At 71.3% G+C, this 21,376-nt stretch carries 15 protein-coding genes; 3 read left to right on the top strand and 12 right to left on the bottom strand.

Annotated features, from left to right (window positions below; genetic code table 11):
* Positions 1-3: 3 nt before the first annotated feature.
* From frc to ACIHCM_RS25815, 3 genes are all read left to right on the top strand, one after another.
* Entirely contained in the window at positions 4-1,236 is a 1,233-nt protein-coding gene (frc, locus tag ACIHCM_RS25825) for a formyl-CoA transferase (protein WP_399900213.1), read from the top strand.
* A gap of 4 nt (positions 1,237-1,240) precedes the next feature.
* Positions 1,241-3,385, top strand: a complete 2,145-nt coding sequence (locus ACIHCM_RS25820; RefSeq protein WP_399900342.1) for an acetate--CoA ligase family protein — start codon at positions 1,241-1,243, stop codon at positions 3,383-3,385.
* Positions 3,386-3,508: 123 nt separating this feature from the next.
* On the top strand, positions 3,509-4,897 hold the full coding sequence (locus tag ACIHCM_RS25815; protein WP_399900210.1) for an OFA family MFS transporter: 1,389 nt from the start codon (positions 3,509-3,511) through the stop codon (positions 4,895-4,897).
* Positions 4,898-4,993: 96 nt separating this feature from the next.
* On the opposite strand, the gene ACIHCM_RS25810 is transcribed toward ACIHCM_RS25815, so the two are convergent.
* The 12 genes from ACIHCM_RS25810 to ACIHCM_RS25755 form a co-directional block, all read right to left on the bottom strand.
* Complete coding sequence (locus tag ACIHCM_RS25810) at positions 4,994-6,193, bottom strand: sugar phosphate isomerase/epimerase family protein (RefSeq protein WP_399900207.1); 1,200 nt, start codon at positions 6,191-6,193, stop codon at positions 4,994-4,996.
* A 90-nt stretch (positions 6,194-6,283) separates the two neighbouring features.
* Entirely contained in the window at positions 6,284-7,678 is a 1,395-nt protein-coding gene (locus tag ACIHCM_RS25805) for a nucleotide pyrophosphatase/phosphodiesterase family protein (protein WP_399900204.1), read from the bottom strand.
* Entirely contained in the window at positions 7,675-8,844 is a 1,170-nt protein-coding gene (eboE, locus tag ACIHCM_RS25800) for a metabolite traffic protein EboE (RefSeq protein ID WP_399900201.1), read from the bottom strand. The genes ACIHCM_RS25805 and eboE overlap by 4 nt, the downstream gene beginning before the upstream one ends.
* Positions 8,845-8,847: 3 nt before the next feature.
* Entirely contained in the window at positions 8,848-9,696 is an 849-nt protein-coding gene (locus ACIHCM_RS25795) for a TatD family hydrolase (protein WP_399900198.1), read from the bottom strand.
* Positions 9,696-10,415, bottom strand: a complete 720-nt coding sequence (locus tag ACIHCM_RS25790; protein WP_399900195.1) for an EboA domain-containing protein — start codon at positions 10,413-10,415, stop codon at positions 9,696-9,698. Before ACIHCM_RS25790 ends, ACIHCM_RS25795 begins: the two co-directional genes overlap by 1 nt.
* On the bottom strand, positions 10,412-11,386 hold the full coding sequence (locus tag ACIHCM_RS25785) for a sugar phosphate isomerase/epimerase family protein (protein WP_399900192.1): 975 nt from the start codon (positions 11,384-11,386) through the stop codon (positions 10,412-10,414). The genes ACIHCM_RS25790 and ACIHCM_RS25785 overlap by 4 nt, the downstream gene beginning before the upstream one ends.
* Positions 11,383-12,723, bottom strand: a complete 1,341-nt coding sequence (locus tag ACIHCM_RS25780) for an SCO3242 family prenyltransferase (RefSeq protein WP_399900189.1) — start codon at positions 12,721-12,723, stop codon at positions 11,383-11,385. Before ACIHCM_RS25780 ends, ACIHCM_RS25785 begins: the two co-directional genes overlap by 4 nt.
* On the bottom strand, positions 12,720-13,946 hold the full coding sequence (locus tag ACIHCM_RS25775; RefSeq protein ID WP_399900187.1) for an inositol-3-phosphate synthase: 1,227 nt from the start codon (positions 13,944-13,946) through the stop codon (positions 12,720-12,722). Before ACIHCM_RS25775 ends, ACIHCM_RS25780 begins: the two co-directional genes overlap by 4 nt.
* Positions 13,947-14,030: 84 nt before the next feature.
* Complete coding sequence (locus tag ACIHCM_RS25770; RefSeq protein WP_399900184.1) at positions 14,031-17,750, bottom strand: ThuA domain-containing protein; 3,720 nt, start codon at positions 17,748-17,750, stop codon at positions 14,031-14,033.
* A gap of 264 nt (positions 17,751-18,014) precedes the next feature.
* On the bottom strand, positions 18,015-19,013 hold the full coding sequence (locus tag ACIHCM_RS25765) for a sugar phosphate isomerase/epimerase family protein (RefSeq protein WP_399900181.1): 999 nt from the start codon (positions 19,011-19,013) through the stop codon (positions 18,015-18,017).
* A gap of 12 nt (positions 19,014-19,025) precedes the next feature.
* Positions 19,026-20,231, bottom strand: coding sequence for a Gfo/Idh/MocA family protein (locus tag ACIHCM_RS25760; protein ID WP_399900179.1), 1,206 nt, complete (start codon positions 20,229-20,231; stop codon positions 19,026-19,028).
* A gap of 85 nt (positions 20,232-20,316) precedes the next feature.
* Positions 20,317-21,360 carry a substrate-binding domain-containing protein gene (locus tag ACIHCM_RS25755; RefSeq protein ID WP_399900176.1) on the bottom strand — a complete coding sequence of 348 codons (1,044 nt, stop codon included), beginning with the start codon at positions 21,358-21,360 and terminating at the stop codon, positions 20,317-20,319.
* Positions 21,361-21,376: the final 16 nt, after the last annotated feature.

Raw genomic sequence — 21,376 nt, 5'->3', positions numbered from 1 at the left:
CCGGTGACCGCACAGGCTCTCCAGGGCATCCGCGTCCTGGACATGACCCACGTCCAGTCCGGGCCCTCCGCGACCCAGCTGCTCGCCTGGCTCGGCGCGGACGTCGTCAAGCTGGAGGCGCCGACCGGTGACATCACGCGCAAGCAGCTGCGTGATGTCCCGGACGTCGACTCCCTCTACTTCACGATGCTCAACTGCAACAAGCGGAGCATCACCCTCAACACCAAGACCGAACGCGGCAAGGAGCTCCTCACCGAACTGATCCGGCGCTCCGACGTCATGGTCGAGAACTTCGGACCGGGCGCGATCGACCGCATGGGCTTCACCTGGGACCGCATCCAGGAGATCAATCCGCGGATCGTCTATGCCTCCATCAAGGGGTTCGGCGAAGGCCCGTACACCAACTTCAAGGCGTACGAGGTCGTCGCTCAGGCCATGGGCGGGTCGATGTCGACCACCGGTTTCGAGGACGGACCGCCGCTGGCGACGGGGGCCCAGATCGGGGACTCGGGGACGGGTGTGCACGCCGTGGCGGGCATCCTCGCCGCGCTGTACCAGCGGGAGCACACCGGGCGCGGGCAGCGGGTCAACGTGGCCATGCAGCACGCCGTGCTCAACCTCTGCCGGGTGAAGCTGCGCGACCAGCAGCGCCTGGCACACGGCCCGCTCGCCGAATATCCCAACGAGGACTTCGGCACCGAGGTTCCCCGCTCGGGAAACGCGTCCGGCGGCGGCCAGCCCGGCTGGGCGGTCAAGTGCGCGCCGGGCGGCCCGAACGACTACGTGTACGTCATCGTGCAGCCCGTCGGCTGGCAGCCCATCAGCGAGCTCATCGGCCGGCCCGAACTGGCCGACGACCCGGAGTGGTCGACGCCGGAGGCCCGGCTGCCCAAGCTCAACAAGATGTTCCAGCTCATCGAGGAGTGGTCCTCGACCCTGCCCAAGTGGGAGGTGCTGGAGCGGCTCAACGCCCACAACATCCCGTGCGGGCCGATCCTGTCCACCAAGGAGATCATCGAGGACGCCTCGCTGGCCGCGAACGAGATGGTCGTACGGGTGCCGCACCCCGAGCGCGGCGAGTTCATGACCGTGGGCAGCCCGCTGAAGCTGTCCGACTCCCCCGTGGAAGTGACCAGTTCGCCGCTGCTGGGAGAGCACAACGCCGAGGTCTACGTCGGCGAGCTCGGCCTCGGTGACGAGGAGCTGCGCCTGCTCAAGTCGAACGGAGTGATCTGACGTGATGGCCGAAGACCGGGTGCTGAGGGTGCGTACGCTCCTCGACACCGTCCGGGCCGAGGGGCGCACGGCGCTGACCGCTCCCGAGGGCAAGGTGCTGGCGGACGCGTACGGGATCGCCGTACCCGGTGAGGAGCTGGCGACCGACGTCGACGAGGCCGTGGCCTACGCGGCACGGTTCGCCGGACCCGTCGTGATGAAGATCGTCTCGCCGGACATCCTGCACAAGACCGACGCCGGCGGCGTGATCGTCGGCGTCGTGGGCGCCGCCGACGTGCGGGCCGCGTTCCACACCATCGTCGACAACGCCCGTGCCTACGACGCGAACGCCCGGATCGAGGGTGTGCAGGTGCAGGAGCTGCTCCCCAAGGGGCAGGAGGTCATCGTCGGCGCGGTGACCGATCCGACGTTCGGCAAGGTGGTCGCCTTCGGGCTCGGCGGGGTGCTCGTCGAGGTGCTGAAGGACGTCACCTTCCGGCTCGCGCCCGTGGACGCCGACGAGGCGCTGTCCATGCTGGACTCGATCCGCTCGGCGGAGATCCTGCGCGGGGTCCGCGGCGCGGCCGCTGTGGACCGGTGGGCGATCGCCGAGCAGATCCGCCGGGTCTCCCAGCTCGTCACGGACTTCCCGGAGATCGCCGAGGTCGACCTCAACCCGGTGATCGCCACTCCCGAGGGTGCCGTCGCGGCCGACATCCGGGTGATCCTCTCCGAGGCCGCGGTGAAGCAGCGCCGCCGCTACTCGCGCGAGGAGATCCTCACCTCGATGCGCCGGCTGATGCAGCCGCGGGCCGTCGCCGTCATCGGGGCCTCCAACGAGCAGGGCAAAATCGGCAATTCGGTGATGCGCAACCTCGTCGACGGCGGTTTCTCCGGGGAGATCCACCCGGTGAACCCCAAGGCCGATGACATTCTGGGCCGCAAGGCGTACAAGAGTGTCACGGACGTTCCCGGTGAGGTGGATGTGGCCGTGTTCGCCATCCCCGCCAAGTTCGTCGCGGCGGCGCTGGAGGAGGTGGGGCGCAAGGGGATACCAAACGCCGTCCTCATCCCTTCCGGCTTCGCGGAGACCGGCGAGCACGAGCTCCAGGCCGAGATCGTGACGATCGCCGAACGGCACGGCACCCGGCTGCTCGGCCCGAACATCTACGGCTACTACTCCACCTGGCAGGACCTGTGCGCCACGTTCTGCACGCCGTACGACGTCAAGGGCGGCGTCGCGCTGACCTCGCAGTCCGGCGGCATCGGCATGGCCATCCTGGGGTTCGCCCGCACCACGAAGACGGGTGTGTCGGCGATCGTGGGCCTCGGCAACAAGTCCGACCTGGACGAGGACGACCTGCTGACCTGGTTCGGTGAGGACCCGCACACCGAGTGCATCGCCATGCACCTGGAGGACCTCAAGGACGGCCGTGCCTTCGTGGAGGCGGCGCGTCAGACCGTGCCGAAGAAGCCGGTCGTGGTCCTCAAGGCGGGCCGTACGGCCGCCGGCGCGAAGGCCGCGGGCTCGCACACCGGCGCCCTCGCGGGCGACGACGCGGTGTACGACGACATCCTGCGGCAGGCGGGCGTCATCCGGGCGCCCGGGCTGAACGACATGCTGGAGTACGCGCGCGCGTTGCCGGTGCTTCCGACCCCCAAGGGCGGCAACGTCGTGATCATCACCGGGGCCGGCGGCAGCGGGGTACTGCTCTCCGACGCGGTGACGGACAACGGGCTCTCCCTGATGGAGATCCCGCCGGACCTGGACGAGGCGTTCCGGAAGTTCATCCCGCCCTTCGGGGCCGCGGGCAACCCGGTGGACATCACCGGGGGCGAGCCGCCGTCGACGTACGAGGCGACCATCCGGCTCGGCCTGGAGGACCCGCGCATCCACGCGCTCGTCCTCGGCTACTGGCACACGATCGTCACCCCTCCCATGGTCTTCGCCGAGCTCACCGCGCGCGTGGTGGCCGAGTTCCGGGAGCGCGGGATCGAGAAGCCGGTGGTGGCGTCACTCGCGGGCGACGTCGAGGTCGAGGAGGCGTGCCAGTACCTCTACGAGCGGGGGGTCGTGGCGTACCCGTACACCACGGAGCGGCCGGTGGCCGTGCTCGGCGCCAAGTACCGGTGGGCGTGGGCGGCGGGGCTGTTGGAGGGCGGCTCATGACCTGAGGCGAGGGGGGAGCCGGCCGACGGTGCGCGTCGGCCGGCCCCGGGACCCGCGCGCGCACGAAAGGCATGGGACAGGGGGCGCTGGCCAGATCTTTCGACGCAAGGGGTGCAACACGACATGACAACGACCGATCTGCCGACATCGGTGGCCTACCGAGAGGTGACCGACGCCAACGGGCGCGTGTACCGCCTCGGTGAGACCGACATCGACATCATGGGCCGCAAACGCAAGTGGATGGTCATCCTGCCGTGGATCGGCATGATGGGCATCAGCTCGGCCGAGTACGCGTTCGCGTCGGCCGAGGACACCCTGCACATCGCACACAGTTGGAACAGTGCGCACATCTTCTGGATGCTTGGTGTCTGGGTGTTCTTCCAGGCGGCGGTGGCCTTCCCCGCCGGAAAGCTCAGGGAAAGCGGCAAGCTGCCCGCCCGCTGGGCGATGATGCTCGGCGCACTCGGCACACTGCTCGGATATCTGTCCCTCGCGTACGCGCCGCATGTGATCGTCGCGTACATAGGGTTCGGCATGTTCAGCGGTATGGGCGCCGGCATGGTCTACGCGACCTGCGTGAACATGGTCGGCAAGTGGTACCCGGAACGCAAGGGAGGCAAGACCGGCTTCGTCAACGGCGGATTCGCCTACGGTTCCGTGCCGTTCGTCTTCCTCTTCACCGGCTACATGGATCTGACGAACTTCCGCTGGGTGCTTGTCGGGGTCGGTGTCTTCCTGGCCGGGGTGGTGGCCGTGTCCGGCTACTTCTTCAAGGACCCGCCGAAGAACTGGTGGCCCGAGGAGGTCGACCCGCTGCGGGTGCCGGACGACCACCGCGCCCGGCGCGCACTGTCGATGAACCCGCCGGCGGTCAAGCAGTACACCCCGAAGGAGGCCTGGAAGACCGGGCGGGTCGCGCTGATGTGGTTCTGCCTGATGTGCACGTCGGGCGTGAACATCTTCGGCATCGCCTTCCAGGTCGACATAGGCAAGGAGGCCGGCTTCGCCGGCGGAATCGTCGCAACGGCCATGTCACTCAAGGCCATCGTCAACGGCACCGGGCGCGGTGTGATCGGCTGGCTGTCGGACCGTTACGGGCGCAAGCGATGCCTGATCTTCGTCTGCATCGTCCTCGGCCTTTCCCAGTACGGCATCCTGTGGTCCGCCAACATCGAGAACCTCCCGCTGTTCCTGCTCTTCTCCAGCATCTCCGGGTTCGGCGGAGGCGCCATCTTCCCGATGTTCGCGGCGATGACGGCGGACTACTTCGGCGAGAACAACAACGCGTCCAACTACGGCCTGGTCTACAGCTCCAAGCTGGTGTCCGGCCTGCTCGGATCCGGCATGGGTGCTGTCGTGGTGGCCAACTGGGGCCACACCGGGGCGTTCACGCTGGCCGGCTCGATCTCGCTGTTCGCCGCGTTCATCGCCCTGTTCCTGTCCCAACCGGGTCGGCCCAAGTCCAAGCGCATCGACCCCAACCCCCACCCGCTGGGCGAGGAGACGGCCTGAGGTGACACGTGGCCCGCGAGGCCGCACGACAGACCGCGAACGGACCGGGCGGCCCTTCCCCACCACGGGGAAGGGCCGCCCGATTCGTGGGGTGGATCAGCGGCGGCGCTTGCGCAGGGCCGCCATGTTGTCGTAGCTGATCTTGGCCTCGCGCAGCGACTGCGCGGGGTCGGTGGCGCTCGGGGAGTTGTCGTCCTCGACCATCGGGTTGTGGTAGTTGCGGTCCCCCACCCGCGAGAAGAACGTCGTGTAGTCGATGACCCCGGTTCCGAAGGGCACCATCTCGTACCCCATGCCGTTGGTCGTGCTGACGACGCCGTCCTTCGCGTGGAACAGCGGGTAGCGCTTGTTGTGGCAGGCGACGAGGCCCGCCGGGTCGAAGACGTTCCTGCGGGTGGAGCCGTCGGCGGCGGTGTACGTGTGGAACTTGTACTGGGCCACGTGCGCCCAGAAGATGTCCATCTCCAGCCAGACCACCCTCGGGTCGGTGACCTTGAGGAAGTACTCCAGCTTGCGGATGCCGGAGCTGCGGGTCGGCCGGCCCTGGTCGTCCAGCGGGCCCCGGTCGAGCAGGAAGCCGTACGCGCTGTCGTGGTTGTGGGTGTAGAGCTTGATGCCCTCGCGGCGGGCGATCTCGCCGAGGGCGTTCCACTTGTCGGCGGCCACGTCCCAGTCGGCACGGTAGGAACTGCCGGTGGGGTCGCCGCCGGTGCCCATGTGCTCCATGCCGATGATGTTGGCGATCTCCAGGTGCTTCTTGAAGGTGTCCAGGTCCGCGGTGGTCAGCGGCCAGGACGGCGGGATGAAGCCGTGGTTGCCCTGGGCGCGCAGACCGTAGTCGTCGAGCCAGGCGCGCAGCAGCCTGGCACCCTGGATGGTCTCCAGGTCGGCACCGCCGGGGGCGTTGGCGTGCTGGCGGTAGCCGGCGAACTCCACCTGCCGGTAGCCGTGCCGCGCCAGTTGCTTGAACACCTCACGGAAGCCGGAGGGCAGGTCGGAGGCGAGGGGGTCGCGGGCGGTGGCGTCACGGACGGTGTAGAGGATGATGCCGCGCCTGTGCGGCGGGACGAGAACGTCCCCGCCGTGGCCATGCCCGTGGCCGTGGTCTCTGCCGCGGTCCTGGGCCAGGGCCGGGGCGGCGCCGAAGACCGGGGCGGCGACGGCTCCGGCGGCCACGGCGGTGCAGGTGCTGAGGAACCGGCGGCGGTCCACGCCGAGGGCGCGGCGCAGTCCTTCGCCGGGGGCATCGGTGGCGGAGGCTCCGTCGGCGCGGGAAGGGTCGGAATACAGGGTCACGAATGGCCTGCCTTCGCGGTCGTGGCCGGCCCGGTCCCGCCGGGACCGGCCGTTGTCAGTGCCGTGTGTTTCACTCTCAGTAGCCGGATCTCAGCCGAGTCCGGCGAGCTGGAGCAGGAGTTGTTTCACATCAGTGGCCGGCACGCGGTCACCGAGTGCACGGGGGGTGGAGCAGATGAGAAGCGGACCGTCGTCGTCGCTCTCGGGAAGGCGGCCGTGGCTGCCGCGAACAGGTGAGGGATCCAGCGGCACGACCGCCATGCGGTAGCGCATGCCCAGTTTCTTGCGGGCCAGCGCGGTCGCGGCCTTGACCTTGACATAGGGGTCGAGGGGATCCATGAAGAGCTCGACCGGGTCGTAGCCGGGTTTGCGGTGGATCTCGACGAGCTGCGCGAAGTCGGGCGCGCGGTCGTCGTCGAGCCAGTAGTAGTACGTGAACCAGGCGTCCGGCTCCGCGACGGCGACCAGCTCGCCGGAGCGCGGATGGTCGAGGTGGTGGGCCTTCTTGCCCTCGTCGTCGAGGAGTTGCCCGAGGCCGGGGAGCCCGTCGAGGGCGGCGCGGGTCGCCTCCAGGTCCTCGGGGCGGCGCACGTAGACGTGGGCGATCTGGTGGTCGGCGACGGCGAAGGCGCGCGACGCCATCGGGTCGAGGTACTCCATGCCGTCCTGCGTGTGCACCTCCAGCAGGCCCGCGCGGCGCAGTGCGCGGTTGATGTCGACGGGCCGGCTCACGCGGGTGATGCCGTACTCGGAGAGCACGACGACGGTACGGCCCTGCGCGCGCGCGTCGGCCAGCAGCGGTGCCACCGCCGCGTCCAGGTCGGCTGCCGCCTTCAGGGAGCGCGCGTCGTCGGGACCGAAGCGTTGCAGGTCGTAGTCGAGGTGAGGGAGGTAGCACAGGGCCAGGTCGGGGTGCCGGGTGCGGAGGATGTGGCGGGTCGCGGCGATGATCCACCGGCTGGAGACGAGATCCGCGCCGGGGCCCCAGAAGTGGAACAGCGGGAAGGTGCCGAGTTCCTCGGTGAGTTCGTCGTGGAGGTCCGGCGGGCGCGTGTAGCAGTCGGGTTCCTTGCGGCCGTCGGCGTAGTAGACCGGACGGGGGGTGACGGTGATGTCGGTGTCGGCGCCCATGGCGTACCACCAGCAGATGTTGGCGACCGTGTAGCCGGGGTACGCGCGGCGGGCGGCGTCCCAGAGCTTGTCGCCGGCGACGAGGCCGTTGTGCTGGCGCCACAGCAGGACGTCGCCGAGCTCGCGGAAGTACCAGCCGTTGCCGACGATGCCGTGCTCGGAGGGCATGGTGCCGGTCAGGAAGGTCGACTGGGCGGCGCAGGTGACGGCGGGCAGGACGGTACCGAGGGGGGCCTGGGCGCCGGACCGGGCGAGGGACTTGAGGTGCGGCATGTGGTCGAGGAGACGGGGGGTGAGGCCCACGACGTCGAGCACGAGGAGCGGGGTGGGGCGCGCTGTCCCGGAGGCGTTCACGGCAGCTCCTTGAGGCCGAGGTCCGTCAGCAGGTCGCGGGCGAGGGTGAGTTCGGCCGCGATGCCGTCCGTCAGCTGGGTGCGGGCGCGGGGCCGCAGCTCCGGTGGGAGGGCCTGCCACGTGTAGGTCTCGACCTCCAGGTGGTGGGTGAGCGGGCCGGGTCCGCCGACGAGCCGGGCCAGCGCGCTCTTCAGTACGGCGAGCGTGGAGGTGAGGGGCGCGGCGGGGGCCGCGTGCAGCGGGACGTGGAAGTGGGCCCGCCAGGGTGAGGCGTCGGGCAGGCCGGCGTCCTCGAGGGCGGCGCCGAGGTCGTCGGTGCCGCGCAGGCCCGCTGCGGTCGTGGTGCGGGTCTGGTGCAGGAAGCGGGGTTCGTCGAAGGCGGCGAGAGCTTCGCGTACTTCGGGAAGATGCGGGTGTTCGGCATGCAGTGCGGCGGAGAGCTGGGATTTCACCACGGGGACACCGGCCCGGGTGAGGGCGTCGAGGGCGGTGTGCGGGTCTTCGAAGGAGGTGGCGAGGTGGCAGGTGTCGACGCAGATCCCGATGCGGTCGTGGGCGATCGCGGTCAGCGGGGCTATGGCGTCGCCGGTGGTCTCGACGACACAGCCGGGCTCCGGTTCCAGGCCGACGCGCAAGGAGCGGCCGGTCAGCTCCTGCAGGGCGTCGAGGCGTTCCCCGAGGGTGCGAAGCGCGTCGTGGGCGGCGCCGGACCGCCGGTTGTCCCGTGGGGTGCGCCAGGCGAGCGGGAGGGTGGAGATGCTGCCCTCGGTGACGTCGTCGGGGAGGAGCCCGGCAAGGACACGGGCGAGGGCGGTGGTGTGTTCGAGGCGCTCGGGGTCGGCCCAGTCCGGCTTGTACACGCGGTACTTGACCTCTTCGGCCCCGAAGCCCTCGTAGGGGAAGCCGTTGAGGGTGACGACCTCGAGTCCGCGCCGGTCGAGTTCGGTGCGCAGGGTGCGCAGCGCGGACGGGTCGGTGACGAGGGCGTGGGCGGCGTCCCTGGCGAGCCACAGGCCGATGCCGAGCCGGTCACGGCCGAGGCGGCGGCGCACGGGTTCGCAGTGGTCGCGGAGCTGCGCGAGGACACCGTCGAGGGTTTCCGCGGGGTGGACGTTGGTGCAGTAGGCGAGGTGCACCGTGGAGCCGTCGGGGTGGCGGAAGCGCATGGCTCACTCCCCGCCGCGCAGGATGGAGTTGCCCTCGTGGGTGGCGTCGGTGGCGACGATGTCGAGGTTCAGCCGGCCGCTGAGCCCGTAGAAGGCGACGGGGTTGCGCCAGAGCACCTGGTCGACCTCGTCCTCGGTGAAGCCCTCCGCGAGCATCAGGTCGCCGACCTTGCGGGTCTTCAGCGGGTCGCTGCGGCCCCAGTCGGCGGCGGAGTTCACCAGCACCTGCTCGGTGCCGTAGCCGCGCAGGATCGCGACCATCCGCTCCTCGTCCATCTTGGTGTCGGGATAGACGGAGAAGCCGAGCCAGCAGCCGCCGTCCTTGGCCTCCTTGACCGTGGTCTCGTTCAGGTGGTCGATCAGGACCCGGTCCGCCGGCAGGGCGGACTCCCGCACCACGTCGAGGGTGCGGCGCAGACCGGCCAGCTTGTCGCGGTGGGGAGTGTGGACGAGCGCGGGCAGTTCATGGTCGGCGGCGAGCTGGAGCTGGGCGGCGAGGGCGGTGTCCTCGGCGGGGGTCATCGAGTCGTAGCCGATCTCACCGACCGCCACCACCTGGTCCTTGACGAGATAGCGGGGGAGTTCGTCGAGGACGGGAAGACAGCGCGGGTCGTTCGCCTCCTTGGGGTTCAGGGCGATCGTGCAGTGGTGGGCGATGCCGTACTGGGCGGCGCGGAAGGGCTCCCAGCCGAGCAAGGAGTCGAAGTAGTCGAGGAAGGTGGCCGGCGAGGTGCGGGGCTGACCGAGCCAGAAGGCGGGCTCGACGACGGCGCGGACGCCGGCGGCGTGCATGGCCTCGTAGTCGTCGGTGGTCCTGGACGTCATGTGGATGTGGGGGTCGAAGATGCGCATCAGGACTCCTTGGCGTGGGGGGTGTCCGATCCGTGCGGTGCGGGCGCGGGATCGGTCAGGGCCAGGACACGGTGCAGGTCCTCCGGTACGGGACGGCCCGCGGCAGTGCGTTCGGCCGCGAAGTCGCCGAGCATGCGGGCGAGTTCGGCGTCGGCGCGGGCGCGGCGCTCCAGATCGGCCACGTGGTCGACGGGTACGCCGGTGAACAGGCACTTCAGCACGGCGTGGCGCCAGTTGTGCGGGTCGAGGTGCAGGGCGGCGTACGGGCCGACGGCGGCGGCGACGAGCCGCGTGTCGTTGGTGCGCAGGGCGTCCTCGATCAGCGGGAGGGCGTCCGGCCCGGAGACCAGGTGGGGCAGGGCGTGCAGGACGGCGCGGCGCTCGGCAGCGGTGCCCTGGCGGTAGACGCGGCCGAGCGCGGCCGGGTCGGCACCGGCGGCGTGCAGGACCAGCACGCGGGCGGCGTCGGCGTACTCGTCGCCGCAGCGACGCCCCGCCTCGGCGATACGCAACTCCCACACGGAGATGGGTCCGTGGGTGCCGGGGTGGGCGGCGGCCTCGGCGACGGCCTGGTCGAGCCAGGCCCGCGCGGCTCCCGGGAGCCGGGAGTCGAGATGGGCGCGCAGGGCGGCGAGGGAGGTGCGGCCCTCGGCACCGGTACCGCTCGGGTCGTCGGATCTCGCCGCCGGGGGCGCCGGAACGGCGTCGGGGTGCTTCACGGGATGCTCCCTTCAGGGCTGGCGGAGCGCTCGCCGTGGGGTGCGACGGGCGGAGTCGGGGGTGGGACCGGCCCTTGGGGGGAGGCGGCGGCGCGCAGGAAGGGGAGGGAGAGTGCGGCGTGGTGGGGACCCGCGTGGGAATGGCGGGGCAGTTCGACGACGGTCAGGCCCTGGTAACCGGTGGCGGCGAGGGCCGCCAGGACGGGCGGGAAGTCGATCTCGCCCTCGCCGAACGGGAGGTGTTCGTGCACGCCACGGCGCATGTCCTCGATCTGGACGTGGCGCAGCCAGGGCCCGGCGGCACGGATGCAGTCGGCGGGAGGGAGGGGTTCGAGACACTGGCAGTGACCGATGTCCAGGGTGAGCCCGAGCGGGCCGGGGTCGCCGAGGCCGCGGCGCAGCCGGTGGAAGTCGTCCAGGCCGGCGAGCAGATGGCCGGGCTCCGGTTCCACGGCGAGTGGGACACCGGCGGCGGCCGCGGCGTCCAGGACGGGGGCGAGGCTGTCGGCCAGCCGTCTCCAGGCCGTGTCCTCGTCCGTGCCGGGCGGGCGGACGCCGCTGAAGCAGTGCACGGCGTGGGCACCGAGGTCGGCGGCGACGCGGACGGCTCGCAGCAGCAGGTCGACGCGCCGGGCGCGGTCGTCCGGCTCCGGGTCCAGCAGGGAAGGGCCGTGCTTGCGGCGCGCGTCGAGCACATAGCGGGCACCCGTCTCCACGGTGACGCCCAGCCCGAGTTCGCCGAGGCGGCGGGCGACCCGGCGGGTGCGGGCCGGGAGGTCCGGGGCGAGAGGGTCGAGGTGCATGTGGTCGAGGGTCAGGCCGACTCCGTCGTAGCCGAGGTCGGCCAGCAGGGCGAGGGCGTCGTCGAGCCGGAGGTCGGCGAGGCCGTTGGTGCCGTAGCCGAAGCGGAGGGGGGTGAGCGGGGGTGCCGGTTCGCCGGGGTCCTGCGCCGGGTGGGGCCGCGGGCTCATGTGATGCTCACCTTCCTCGCGTACTTGCGTCCGATCGGGGCGAGCGCGGCGATCGCCAGGGCGGTGAGGCCGGCTCCGGCGCGGGCTGCCAGGGCGGCCTGGAGGGGGATGGTGGCGCGGATGCCGCCGCCGACCGCTCGCTGGGTGAGCGGGGGTGAGGGGTTCAGCGCGGCGTGGGTGTAGGGGCGGGCCGCGGTGGCGGCGTAGGCGGTGGCCAGGGCGGTGCGCAGGGCACCGTCGAGGGTGAGGCCGGTGCCGGTCCCTGAGGCGGTGCCGGCGGTACCTGTAGCGGTGCCGGCACCTGGTCCGGTGCGGCCGGTGCGGGTGCCGGTGCCGACGCGGCCGGTACCGGTACCTGAGTCGGTGCCACCGGCGCGTGTGCCGCCGGTGCCCGCGCCGGTGCCGGTGCCGGTAACGCCAGTGCCTGTGCCGGCACCTGGTCCGGTGCGGCCGGTGCGGGTGCCGGTGCCGATGCGGCCGGTACCGGTACCTGAGTCGGTGCCACCGGCGCGTGTGCCGCCGGTGCCCGCGCCGGTGCCGGTGCCGGTGCCGGTAACGCCAGTGCCTGTGCCGGTGCCTGACCTGGTGCCGCCGGTGCCGATGCCGCTGCCGCTGCCGCTGCCGACGCGGCCGGTACCGGTACCTGAGTCGGTGCCACCGGCGCCTGCCCCGCCAATGTCCGCGCCGGTGCCGGCACCGATGCCGCTCGCGCCCTCGGCGGCCCCCTTCGCGCCGCGCGCCACGAGCCGGGCGAGGACGGCCGTCGCGGTGAGGGCGGCCAGAGGTGCCAGTACCGAGCCGCCCTGGGTCTCCCGGCGGGAGACCGCCGTCACCGCGAGGGTGTGCGTGCCGAGGAGGGCGGCGGAGGGCAGTGCCTCCTGCGGGCGTCCCGTGGTGGCGGCGGCGCCGAGAAGGTGGTCGAGGCCGCGGGCCGCTGCCATGGCGACGGGCCCGGCAGGGGTGTGCTTCAGGACGAGGTCGTAGGCCCAGACGGTGGCCGCGAGCGGGGCGGCGACGGCCAGGGCCGGGCGGCCGGCCCGGGCGGCGAGGGCGAGCCCGGTGGCTGTCAGGGCGCAGGCCGCCGTGAGGGCGGAGGACGGCCGGATCCGGCCGGAGGGGAGCGGGCGGTGGGGGCGCTCGGCGGCGTCCTCCTCCCGGTCCGCCCAGTCGTTGAGGGCCATGCCGGCCTCGTAGAGACAGAGGGAGGAGCCGATGGCGAGGAAGGTCCGCGGGTTGGGACGGGCGCCCGTGGCGACGGCCCCGCTCAGGGCGTCGCCGGGGACGGTGAACAGGGCGGGCAGCCGCAGGAGTTCGGCCCAGGCGCGGCTGCGGCTCATGGCCGCCGCCCCTGGGTCTCCTCGTCCTGCGGTCGTTCCGGAGGCCGCGTCGGTCCTGCGCCGGCGACCGCACCCGGGGCCGAGCCCGCAGCCGGCGCGCCGGCACCCCGCAGCGTCTCCCCCAGGCGTCCGAGCGCCGCGTACTGCTCCCCCAGGCTCGCCGGCCCGTCCCCCACCGGGTCCTTGAAGTAGAAGCCGAGGTCGCCGAGCGGGCCGGTGAGGCCGGCCTCGTGGGCGCGGGCGGTCAGGCGGGCCAGGTCCAGCACAAGGGGTGCCGCCAGGGCCGAGTCGCAGCCCTGCCAGATGGTCTGGAGGATCATGCGGGTGCCGAGGAAGCCGTCGAAGGCGATGTGGTCCCAGGCGGTCTTCCAGTCGCCGAGGGCCGGGACGTCGTCGATGTGCACCTCGCCCTCGGGCACGGTGCCGAGGGTGTCGGCGAGGACGCGTTCCTTGCCGGCGTTCTTCGCCGCCGCGGCGGCCGGGTCGGCGAGGGCGGCGCCGTCGCCGCCGCCGAGCAGGTTGGTGCCGGACCAGGCCCGTACGGTCAGCGCCCGCTGCGCGAACATCGGGCCCAGCACGGCCCGCAGGAGGGTCTGCCCCGTCTTGCCGTCCCTCCCGGCGTGGGGCAGACCGCTCCGCTCGGCCTCGCGGGCGGCGACGGGGTGGTGCATGCCCTCGGACGGGGTGAAGTTGACGTAGGGGCACCCCGCGCGCAGGGCCGCCAGCGCGTACAGGGTGCTGGCCGGCAGCGGGGCGCCGGGCCCCTGGGAGGCCGGCTCGGTGGAGGCGACGTTCACCACCACGGTCCGCCGGAGCTCGTGGCGGCGTGCGAAGTCACGTATGTCGTCGGCGAAGGCCGTGATCAGTTCGGCCTCGCTCCTGGTGTCGCCGGGGGTGGGGCCGCCGGGTCTGATCTCCCGGTCGGCGGCGGCGAGTTCGGTGGTGACGGCGGTGGCGACGCCCGGCGGGAGGACGCCGCCGGCGGTGAGGGTCTCGGCACGTTTGGGCAGGGGGCAGTCGACGGTGTCGTGGCCGCCGAAGACGAGGTCGCAGAGCGCGGGCAGACCGCTCTCGGCGAACATCGACGTCTCGGTCACCATGCCGGTGGGTGGGTGCAGTCCCGCGGTGACGGCGGCGCACCCGGTGACGACGGTGGTGGCGACGGAGCCTCGGGCTCCGATCAGCCACACCCCCACACGCGGTCGGGTGAGGGACGCGGACATGGGCAGCCTCCTTGGCGTGCGCGATCCCCGGGGGGAGGGACAAAGACGGCGGGCGGGGGTCCGGCGTCCCCCGCCCGCCGCCGTTCAGTCGCCCTGGACGGGCAGTTCCTTCAACTGGATGTTGCGGAAGGAGACCTGGTCGTCGGCGCCGTGGTTCTGCAGGCCGATGTGACCGTCGGTCAGGCTCCGCTCGGGGTCCTTGTTGGTGAAGTCGTTGATCTTGACTCCGTTGAGGAACACCTGGAGGCGCTCCCCCTGGACCTTGATCTCGTAGGAGTTCCACTGGCCGGGCGGCCGCAGGACCTGGTCACGGGCCTTGATGTTCGCCGACTTGAAGGAGTAGACCGCGCCCGTCGTCCGGTCGGGTGCGTCCGTGGCGTCGATCTGGATCTCGTAGCCCTTGGTCACCGCGGACCAGGGGTCGTCCGAGGCGGGGAAGCCCACGAAGATCCCGGAGTTGTCGTCGCCCTGCATCTTCCAGTCGAGCTTCAGGGAGTACGACTGCAGCTCCTTGGCCTGGTACCACAGCAGGCCCATGCCGCCCTCGGACTCCATGGTGCCGTCCTTGACGACGAACTTTCCGGGTCCGGCCTGCTTCCAGCCGTCCAGCGTCCGGCCGTTGAAGATCTTCCGGTGGTCCGTGCTCGGCTTGCAGTCCGCCTTGACCTGGCCGGTGGCGTACTGCAGACCGCCGAGCAGGTGGCCCCGGAAGGCCTCCTCGGCGTAGGACTCCTTGGTGTGGCCGCCGCCGGTGTAGAACGAGCGGCCGCCGCCGTAGGACTGGCACCAGGCGATCGGGTGGTCGCCCTTCATGTTCCCGCCCTGGTAGGTGGTCTCGTCCAGGGTGGCGAGGACCTTGGCCTGCTCACGCGGGTTGGTGCGGTAGTTGTACCACTCGTCGGTGCGCTCCCAGGCGTCGCCGAGGTGCGAGGTCGACGGGTGGTCGTGGTCCTCGACGCGGACGGTGGCCTGCTGGATGGCCGGGTGCGAGTCGAAGTAGGCGCCGACGAGGCCGCCGTAGAACTCCCAGTCGTACTCGGTGTCGGCGGCGGCGTGGATGCCCATGTAGCCGCCGCCGTTCTTGACGTAGTTCTCGAACGCCGTCTGCTGGGCGGCGTTGAGGACGTCACCGGTGGTGGACAGGAAGGCCACCGCGTCGTACTTGGCGAGGTTGGCGGTGGTGAACTGCCCGGCCTCCTCGGTCGCGTCGACCGTGATGCCGGCGGGGGCGCCGAGCTCCTTCAGGGCCGCGATGCCCGCCGGGATGGAGTCGTGCCGGAAGCCGGCGGTCTTGGAGAAGACCAGGACCTTCTTGCCGCCCTTGAAGGGCTGCTTGGAGAACTCGAAGTCGTCCACGTCGAAGAGCGCGCCCTCGCCGCCCTTGAAGACGAGGTAGATGTCGGTGGTCTTCTTCGGCAGTGCCCGCAGCGGCACGTCGACGTTCTGGAAGGTGTCCCAGCTGCCGGTCGGCGGGATGTAGGCCGAGCCGTGCAGCGGTCCCTCGGGCGAACCGGTGCGCAGTTCGACGAAGCCGCCGGCGCCGCCGGAGGAGGCCCGCACGGTCATCTTCTTCTGCCCGTCGAACCGGTAGGGGCTGAAGGAGATCCAGTCGCCGTCGTTGATGTCGCCGACGGTCTTGCCGCCGTGGGCGCCGGTCTTGTCGTACGTCTTCACGCCGGACTGGGCGCCGAAGTGCTCGGCCTGGCGGTGCGGCGGCTGGAGCACGGTCCGCGCGGTGCCGGTCAGGGCCTCCTGGCCGTTCGCCCCGCCGTCGGTGTAGCCGGCGCCGACGACGCCGTAGATGTTGGCGTTGGGGTCGTGACCGCCGTCACCGGGCGGCGGCTTCAGGGTGCCCTCGCAGCCCATCTCGCTGGTCAGCTCGTGGGCGTGGGAGTCGTGGCCGAGGCTGTAGGCGACCTTGACCCTGGAGCAGTCGATCGTCTCCTCGGGGTCGGTGACGGTCACCTTGAACGGGACGGGGTCGCCGAAGGCGAACAGGCTGCCGTTGGCCGGCAGGTCGATCCTCACCTTGGGCTCGGTGTTGCCGACCACGATGCGGACGCTGGCGTTGCCGGTGTTGCCCTCGGGGTCCGTGGCGGTGAACGTGGCCGTGTAGGTGCCGACCTTCTTGTACCGGTGGGTGGGCTTGAGGCCCTCGCCCGTGGTGCCGTCGCCGAAGTCCCAGCTGTAGGTGAGGTCCGTGGAGTCGGCGTCCTTGGCGGAGCCGGTGAAGGTGACCTTCAGGCCGGCCGCTCCGGAGGTCTTGTCGGCGCTCACCTCGGCGATCGGCGAGAAGCCGTCCTCGGCGTGCTCGATCCGGTACAGCGCGGAGTGCTCGTCACCCTGGAACCAGGAGACGCCGTAGTCGAGGACGTAGAGCGCGCCGTCGGGGCCGAACTCCATGTCCATGATCTGGGTGCCGGTCCACGGGAAGTCGTTGATCTTCGCGACGGAACCGTCCGCGTTCTGCTCGATCCGCTTGATCCAGCGGCGGCCGAACTCGCCCGCGAAGAAGTCGCCGTCGTAGGCCTCGGGGAACTTCACGCTGGAGTCGAGGTCGGGGTCGTAGCGGTAGACCGGGCCGCCCATCGGGGACTCGGAGCCGCTGCCGAACTCGGGCACGGAGCCGCCGTCGTACGGAATCCAGGCGGCCTGCGCGGGCGGCAGGTCGACCAGGCCCGTGTTGTGCGGCGAGGTGTTCTTCGGGGCGGCGCAGTCGAACTTCTCGCCGGAGGTGCCGGTGGCGAAGTCATAGTCGACGTAGGCGTCGTTGTTCCCGGTGCAGAACGGCCAGCCGAAGTTGCCGGCCTCGGTGACCTTGGCGAACTCCACCTGCCCCGCCGGGCCCCGGCCGGGGTCGGCGGCGCCCGCGTCGGGTCCGTAGTCGCCGACGTACACGATGCCTGTCTCGTCGTCGACGCTCATCCGGAACGGGTTGCGGAAGCCCATCGCGTAGATCTCGGGACGGGTCTTGTCGGTGCCGGGGGCGAAGAGGTTGCCCTCCGGAACGGTGTACGAGCCGTCCTCGGCGACCTTGATACGGAGGATCTTGCCGCGCAGGTCGTTGGTGTTGCCGGAGCTGCGGCGGGCGTCGAAGGCGGGGTTGCGGTTCTCGCGGTCGTCGATCGGCGTGTAGCCGTCGGAGGAGAAGGGGTTGGTGTCGTCGCCGGTCGACAGGTAGAGGTTGCCGTCCGCGTCGAAGTCGATGTCGCCGCCGACGTGGCAGCAGGTGCCGCGGGAGGCGGCGACGTCCAGGACCTTCTTCTCACTGGCCATGTCCAGCGTGCCGTTGGGGTTCAGCACGAAGCGGGACAGGCGGTTGACGCCGTCGAACTTCGCGAGCTCCTCGGGGGTGCCGCTCTCCGGGGCGTCGCCCGCGGGGGTGTCGAGCGGCGGGGCGTAGTAGAGGTAGATCGCCCGGTTGTTCGCGAAGTCCGGGTCGATGCCGACGCCCTGCAGGCCTTCCTCGTCGTGGCTGTAGACGGGGATCTTGCCGGCGACCTTGGTGACGCCGCCCTGGTCGGTGAGGCGCAGCGTGCCGTCGCGCGAGGTGTGCAGGACGCTGCGGTCCGGGAGCACGGCGAGCGACATCGGCTCGCCCGTCTCGGGCTCGCCCTTGGCGAGCGGCACCTGCTGGAACTGCCCCTCGGCGGCCGGTTCGTCGTGCTCGGGGTGGCCGGGGTGGGCGCCGGCGACGGTCGCCGGGGTGCCCACGGCCAGCAGCAGGCCGGTGAACAGGGCGAGGGCGGTGCGAAGCCTGGGACGCCTCGGGGTGCGGGTACTGCTGAGTCTGGTGCTGTGCACGAAGTCCCTCCGGGAACGGGGTGGGCCGTACGGAATGGGTGCGAGGACGTGCGGTGCGGGCGCCGGGGTGCGCCGTCACCCCGGAGGTGTGTGTGTCGTGAACGCTTCAGGGACGGTATCCGCCTCCGTCCCGGGGCAACACCCCTTGCGTCAGGATCGGTTGAACTTTCTCCCATCACAGGACAAAGCGGGAACCGGGCAGGCCGGAGGGGGGACCGGTGGTTGTTCCGGCCCCCGTCCCCGACCTGCCGACGCGGGGGTGCGTCAGCTGTTGAACGCGGCGTCGAAGGACGCGCTGGGCGGCTCGAAGTCGAAGGCCTTCAGGCGGGTCAGGGCCTCGGGGGCGCCCTGGAGCCGGTCCATGCCGGCGTCCTCCCACTCGACGGAGATGGGGCCCTGGTAGTCGATGGAACGCAGCATCCGGAAGACGTCCTCCCAGGGCACGTCACCGTGCCCGGCGGAGACGAAGTCCCAGCCGCGCCGCGGGTCACCCCAGGGCAAGTGGGAGCCGAGGCGCCCGTTGCGGCCGTCGAGGCGCTTGCGGGCCTCCTTGCAGTCGACGTGGTAGATGCGCTCGCGGAAGTCCCACAGGAAGCCGACCGGGTCGAGGTCCTGCCAGACGAAGTGCGAGGGGTCGAAGTTCAGGCCGAACGCGGGGCGGTTGCCGACGGCGTCCAGGGCCCGCCGGGTGGTCCAGTAGTCGTAGGCGATCTCGCTCGGGTGCACCTCGTGGGCGAATCGCACGCCCTCGGCGTCGAAGACGTCCAGGATCGGGTTCCACCGCTCGGCGAAGTCCTCGTAGCCGCGTTCGATCATCGACTCGGGGGCCGGCGGGAACATCGCGACCAGGTGCCAGATGGCGGAGCCGGTGAAGCCGATGACGGTGTCGACGCCGAAGGCCGCCGCGGCGCGGGCGGTGTCCTTGATCTCGGCTGCGGCGCGCCGGCGTACGCCCTCCGCGTCGCCGTCGCCCCAGATCCGCTCCGGCAGGATCGCCTGGTGGCGCTCGTCGATGATGGCGTCGCACACGGACTGGCCCACCAGGTGGTTGGAGATGGCCCAGCACTTCAGGCCGTACTTGTCGAGGAGCTGATGCCTCGATTCGACGTAGGACGGGTCGTTCAGCGCCTTGTCGACCTCGAAGTGGTCGCCCCAGCAGGCGAGTTCGAGCCCGTCGTAGCCGAAGTCACGGGCCAGGCGGCAGACCTCCTCGAGGGGCAGGTCGGCCCACTGGCCGGTGAAGAGCGTGAAGGTACGCGGCATTCCCAACGCCTCCTAGACCGCGATCGGGGTGTAGACGGAGTTCTTCTCGGCGCTCTCCTCCACCGCCGAAAGGACGCGCTGCACCTGGAGCCCGTCGGCGAAGGAGGGTTCGGGGCGGCGGCCCTCGGCGACCGCGTGGACGAGGTCGCGGGCCTGGTGGACGAAGCTGTGCTCGTAGCCGAGGCCGTGGCCCGGCGGCCACCAGGCTTCCAGGTAGGGGTGGTCGGGCTCGGTGACGAGGATGCGGCGGAAACCGGCCCGGGCGTCGGGTTCGGTGCCGTCGTGGTACCAGAGCTCGTTGAGCCGCTCCAGGTCGAAGGCGAGGGAGCCGCGCTCGCCGTTGAGCTCGATGCGCAGGGCGTTCTTCCGGCCGGTGGCGTACCGGGTGGCCTCGAACGAGGCGAGGGCACCGGAGGCGAAACGGGCGGTGAACAGGGCGGCGTCGTCCACGGTGACCTGCCCGGTCCCCTCGGCCGAGGCCGCGCCCAGCCCACGGACGGCACCGGCGAGCGGCCGTTCCCGTACGAAGGTCTCCGTGAGCGCCGACACGCCGGCCAGCTGCTCCCCCGCCAGGTACTGCGCCAGGTCGACGATGTGTGCGCCGAGGTCGCCGAGCGAGCCGGAACCGGCCAGCTCCTTGCGCAGCCGCCAGGTCAGCGGGGCCTGCGGATCGACCAGCCAGTCCTGGAGGTACGACACCCTGACGTGCCGCAGGGTGCCGACGCGGCCCTCGGCGACCATCCGCCGGGCCAGCGCGGTGGCGGGCACCCGGCGGTAGTTGAAACCGACCATCCCCAACTGGCCTCGTTCGTAGGCCGACTCGGCGGCGGCCGCCATCGCCTCGGCCTCCTCGACCGTGTTGGCGAGGGGCTTCTCGCACAGGACGTGCTTGCCCGCGGCCAGCGCGGCGATCGCGATCTCGGCATGGCTGTCACCCGGGGTGCAGATGTCGACCAGATCGACGTCGTCCCGGACGATCAGCGCCCGCCAGTCGGTCTCGGTCGCCGCCCAGCCGTGCCGGTCGGCCGCCGCTCGCACGGCCGTCTCGTCCCGCCCGCAGATCGCGGCCATCACCGGCTGAAGGGGCAGGTCGAACACGCGGCCCGCGGTGCGCCAGCCCTGGGAGTGGGCGGAGCCCATGAAGGCGTAGCCGACCATGCCCACACGCAGTGGGGGCTTGTCCGACCCGGACCCTTCGGGCGCTTGCGGCTGTGCCATGCGAATGTCCTCCTCGTCGTCGTGGCGCGGTGGGGGGTTCGGGCCCGGCCCGCTCACCGGGGCCGGGCCCGTCGAACGGGGCGCCTCACTTGAAGCCGGTGGACATGTACTGGTCGACGTTGGTCTTGTCGACGACGGCCGAGTAGAGCGTCAGCGACGCCGGGATCTCGAACTCGGCGAGGCCGCCGACGCCCTTGCCCTGGCCGAGGGCGCGGGCCAGGTCGATGGCCGAGGCGGCCATGGTGGGCGGGTAGAGAACCGTCGCCTTGAGCACGCCGTCGTCCTGCGCGATGGCCTGGAAGGCGGAGAGCGCGCCCGCGCCGCCGACCATCAGGAAGTCGTCGCGCCCGGCCTGCTCGATGGCGCGCAGCGCGCCCACACCCTGGTCGTCGTCGTGGTTCCACAGCGCGTCGAACGTGGACTGCGCCTGGAGCAGCTGGGCCATCTTGGCCTGCCCCGACTCGACGGTGAACTCGGCGGCCTGGCGGGCCACCTTGCGGATGTTGGGGTAGTTCTTCAGCGCGTCGTCGAAGCCCTGGGTGCGCTGCTTGGTCAGCTCCAGGTTGTCCAGCCCCGCCAGCTCGATGACCCGGGCGTCGGACTTGCCCTTGAGCTTCTCGCCGATGTAGTGGCCGGCGTTGAGGCCCATGCCGTAGTTGTCGCCGCCGATCCAGCAGCGGTACGCCTGCGGGGTGTTGAAGATGCGGTCCAGGTTGACCACCGGGATGCCGGCGCGCATCGCCTTCAGCCCGACCTGGGTCAGTGCCTTGCCGTCGGCGGGCAGGATGACCAGGACGTCGACCTTCTTGTTGATGAGGGTCTCGATCTGGCCGATCTGCGCGGCGGTGTCGTTGGAGCCCTCGGTGATCTCCAGCGTCACGTCCTCGTACTTCTCGGCGCGGCTCTTGGCGTTGACGTTGATCGCGTTGAGCCAGCCGTGGTCGGCCTGCGGTCCGGCGAAGCCGATGGTGACCTGCTTGCCGGGCTTGTCGTCGGCGGCCGGCTGGTTGTCGGCCGCCTGCTCCTGCTCCTTGGGCTCATTGCTGGTGCACCCGGTGAGGAGGACACCGGCCGACACGGCGGCGGTCCCGAAGAGCAGTCCTCTGCGACTGGTGAGTTGCTGCGACATGGCGGTGAACCCTTTC

This window comes from Streptomyces sp. NPDC052023, assembly GCF_044548465.1.
In the GTDB taxonomy this organism is placed as follows: domain Bacteria; phylum Actinomycetota; class Actinomycetes; order Streptomycetales; family Streptomycetaceae; genus Streptomyces.
The sequence above is the reverse complement of the archived record's forward strand: the minus strand, read 5'-3'. Positions and strand labels throughout refer to the sequence as shown.

Excerpts from the sequence above, each read along its gene's own strand:
- ACIHCM_RS25820 (WP_399900342.1), top strand. The coding sequence starts at position 1,241 with ATGGCCGAAGACCGGGTGCTGAGGGTGCGTACGCTCCTCGACACCGTC.
- ACIHCM_RS25815 (WP_399900210.1), top strand. The coding sequence starts at position 3,509 with ATGACAACGACCGATCTGCCGACATCGGTGGCCTACCGAGAGGTGACC.
- eboE (WP_399900201.1), bottom strand. The coding sequence starts at position 8,844 with ATGCGCTTCCGCCACCCCGACGGCTCCACGGTGCACCTCGCCTACTGC.
- ACIHCM_RS25795 (WP_399900198.1), bottom strand. The coding sequence starts at position 9,696 with ATGCGCATCTTCGACCCCCACATCCACATGACGTCCAGGACCACCGAC.
- ACIHCM_RS25785 (WP_399900192.1), bottom strand. The coding sequence starts at position 11,386 with ATGAGCCCGCGGCCCCACCCGGCGCAGGACCCCGGCGAACCGGCACCC.
- ACIHCM_RS25780 (WP_399900189.1), bottom strand. The coding sequence starts at position 12,723 with ATGAGCCGCAGCCGCGCCTGGGCCGAACTCCTGCGGCTGCCCGCCCTG.
- ACIHCM_RS25775 (WP_399900187.1), bottom strand. The coding sequence starts at position 13,946 with ATGTCCGCGTCCCTCACCCGACCGCGTGTGGGGGTGTGGCTGATCGGA.
- ACIHCM_RS25765 (WP_399900181.1), bottom strand. The coding sequence starts at position 19,013 with ATGCCGCGTACCTTCACGCTCTTCACCGGCCAGTGGGCCGACCTGCCC.
- ACIHCM_RS25760 (WP_399900179.1), bottom strand. The coding sequence starts at position 20,231 with ATGGCACAGCCGCAAGCGCCCGAAGGGTCCGGGTCGGACAAGCCCCCA.
- ACIHCM_RS25755 (WP_399900176.1), bottom strand. The coding sequence starts at position 21,360 with ATGTCGCAGCAACTCACCAGTCGCAGAGGACTGCTCTTCGGGACCGCC.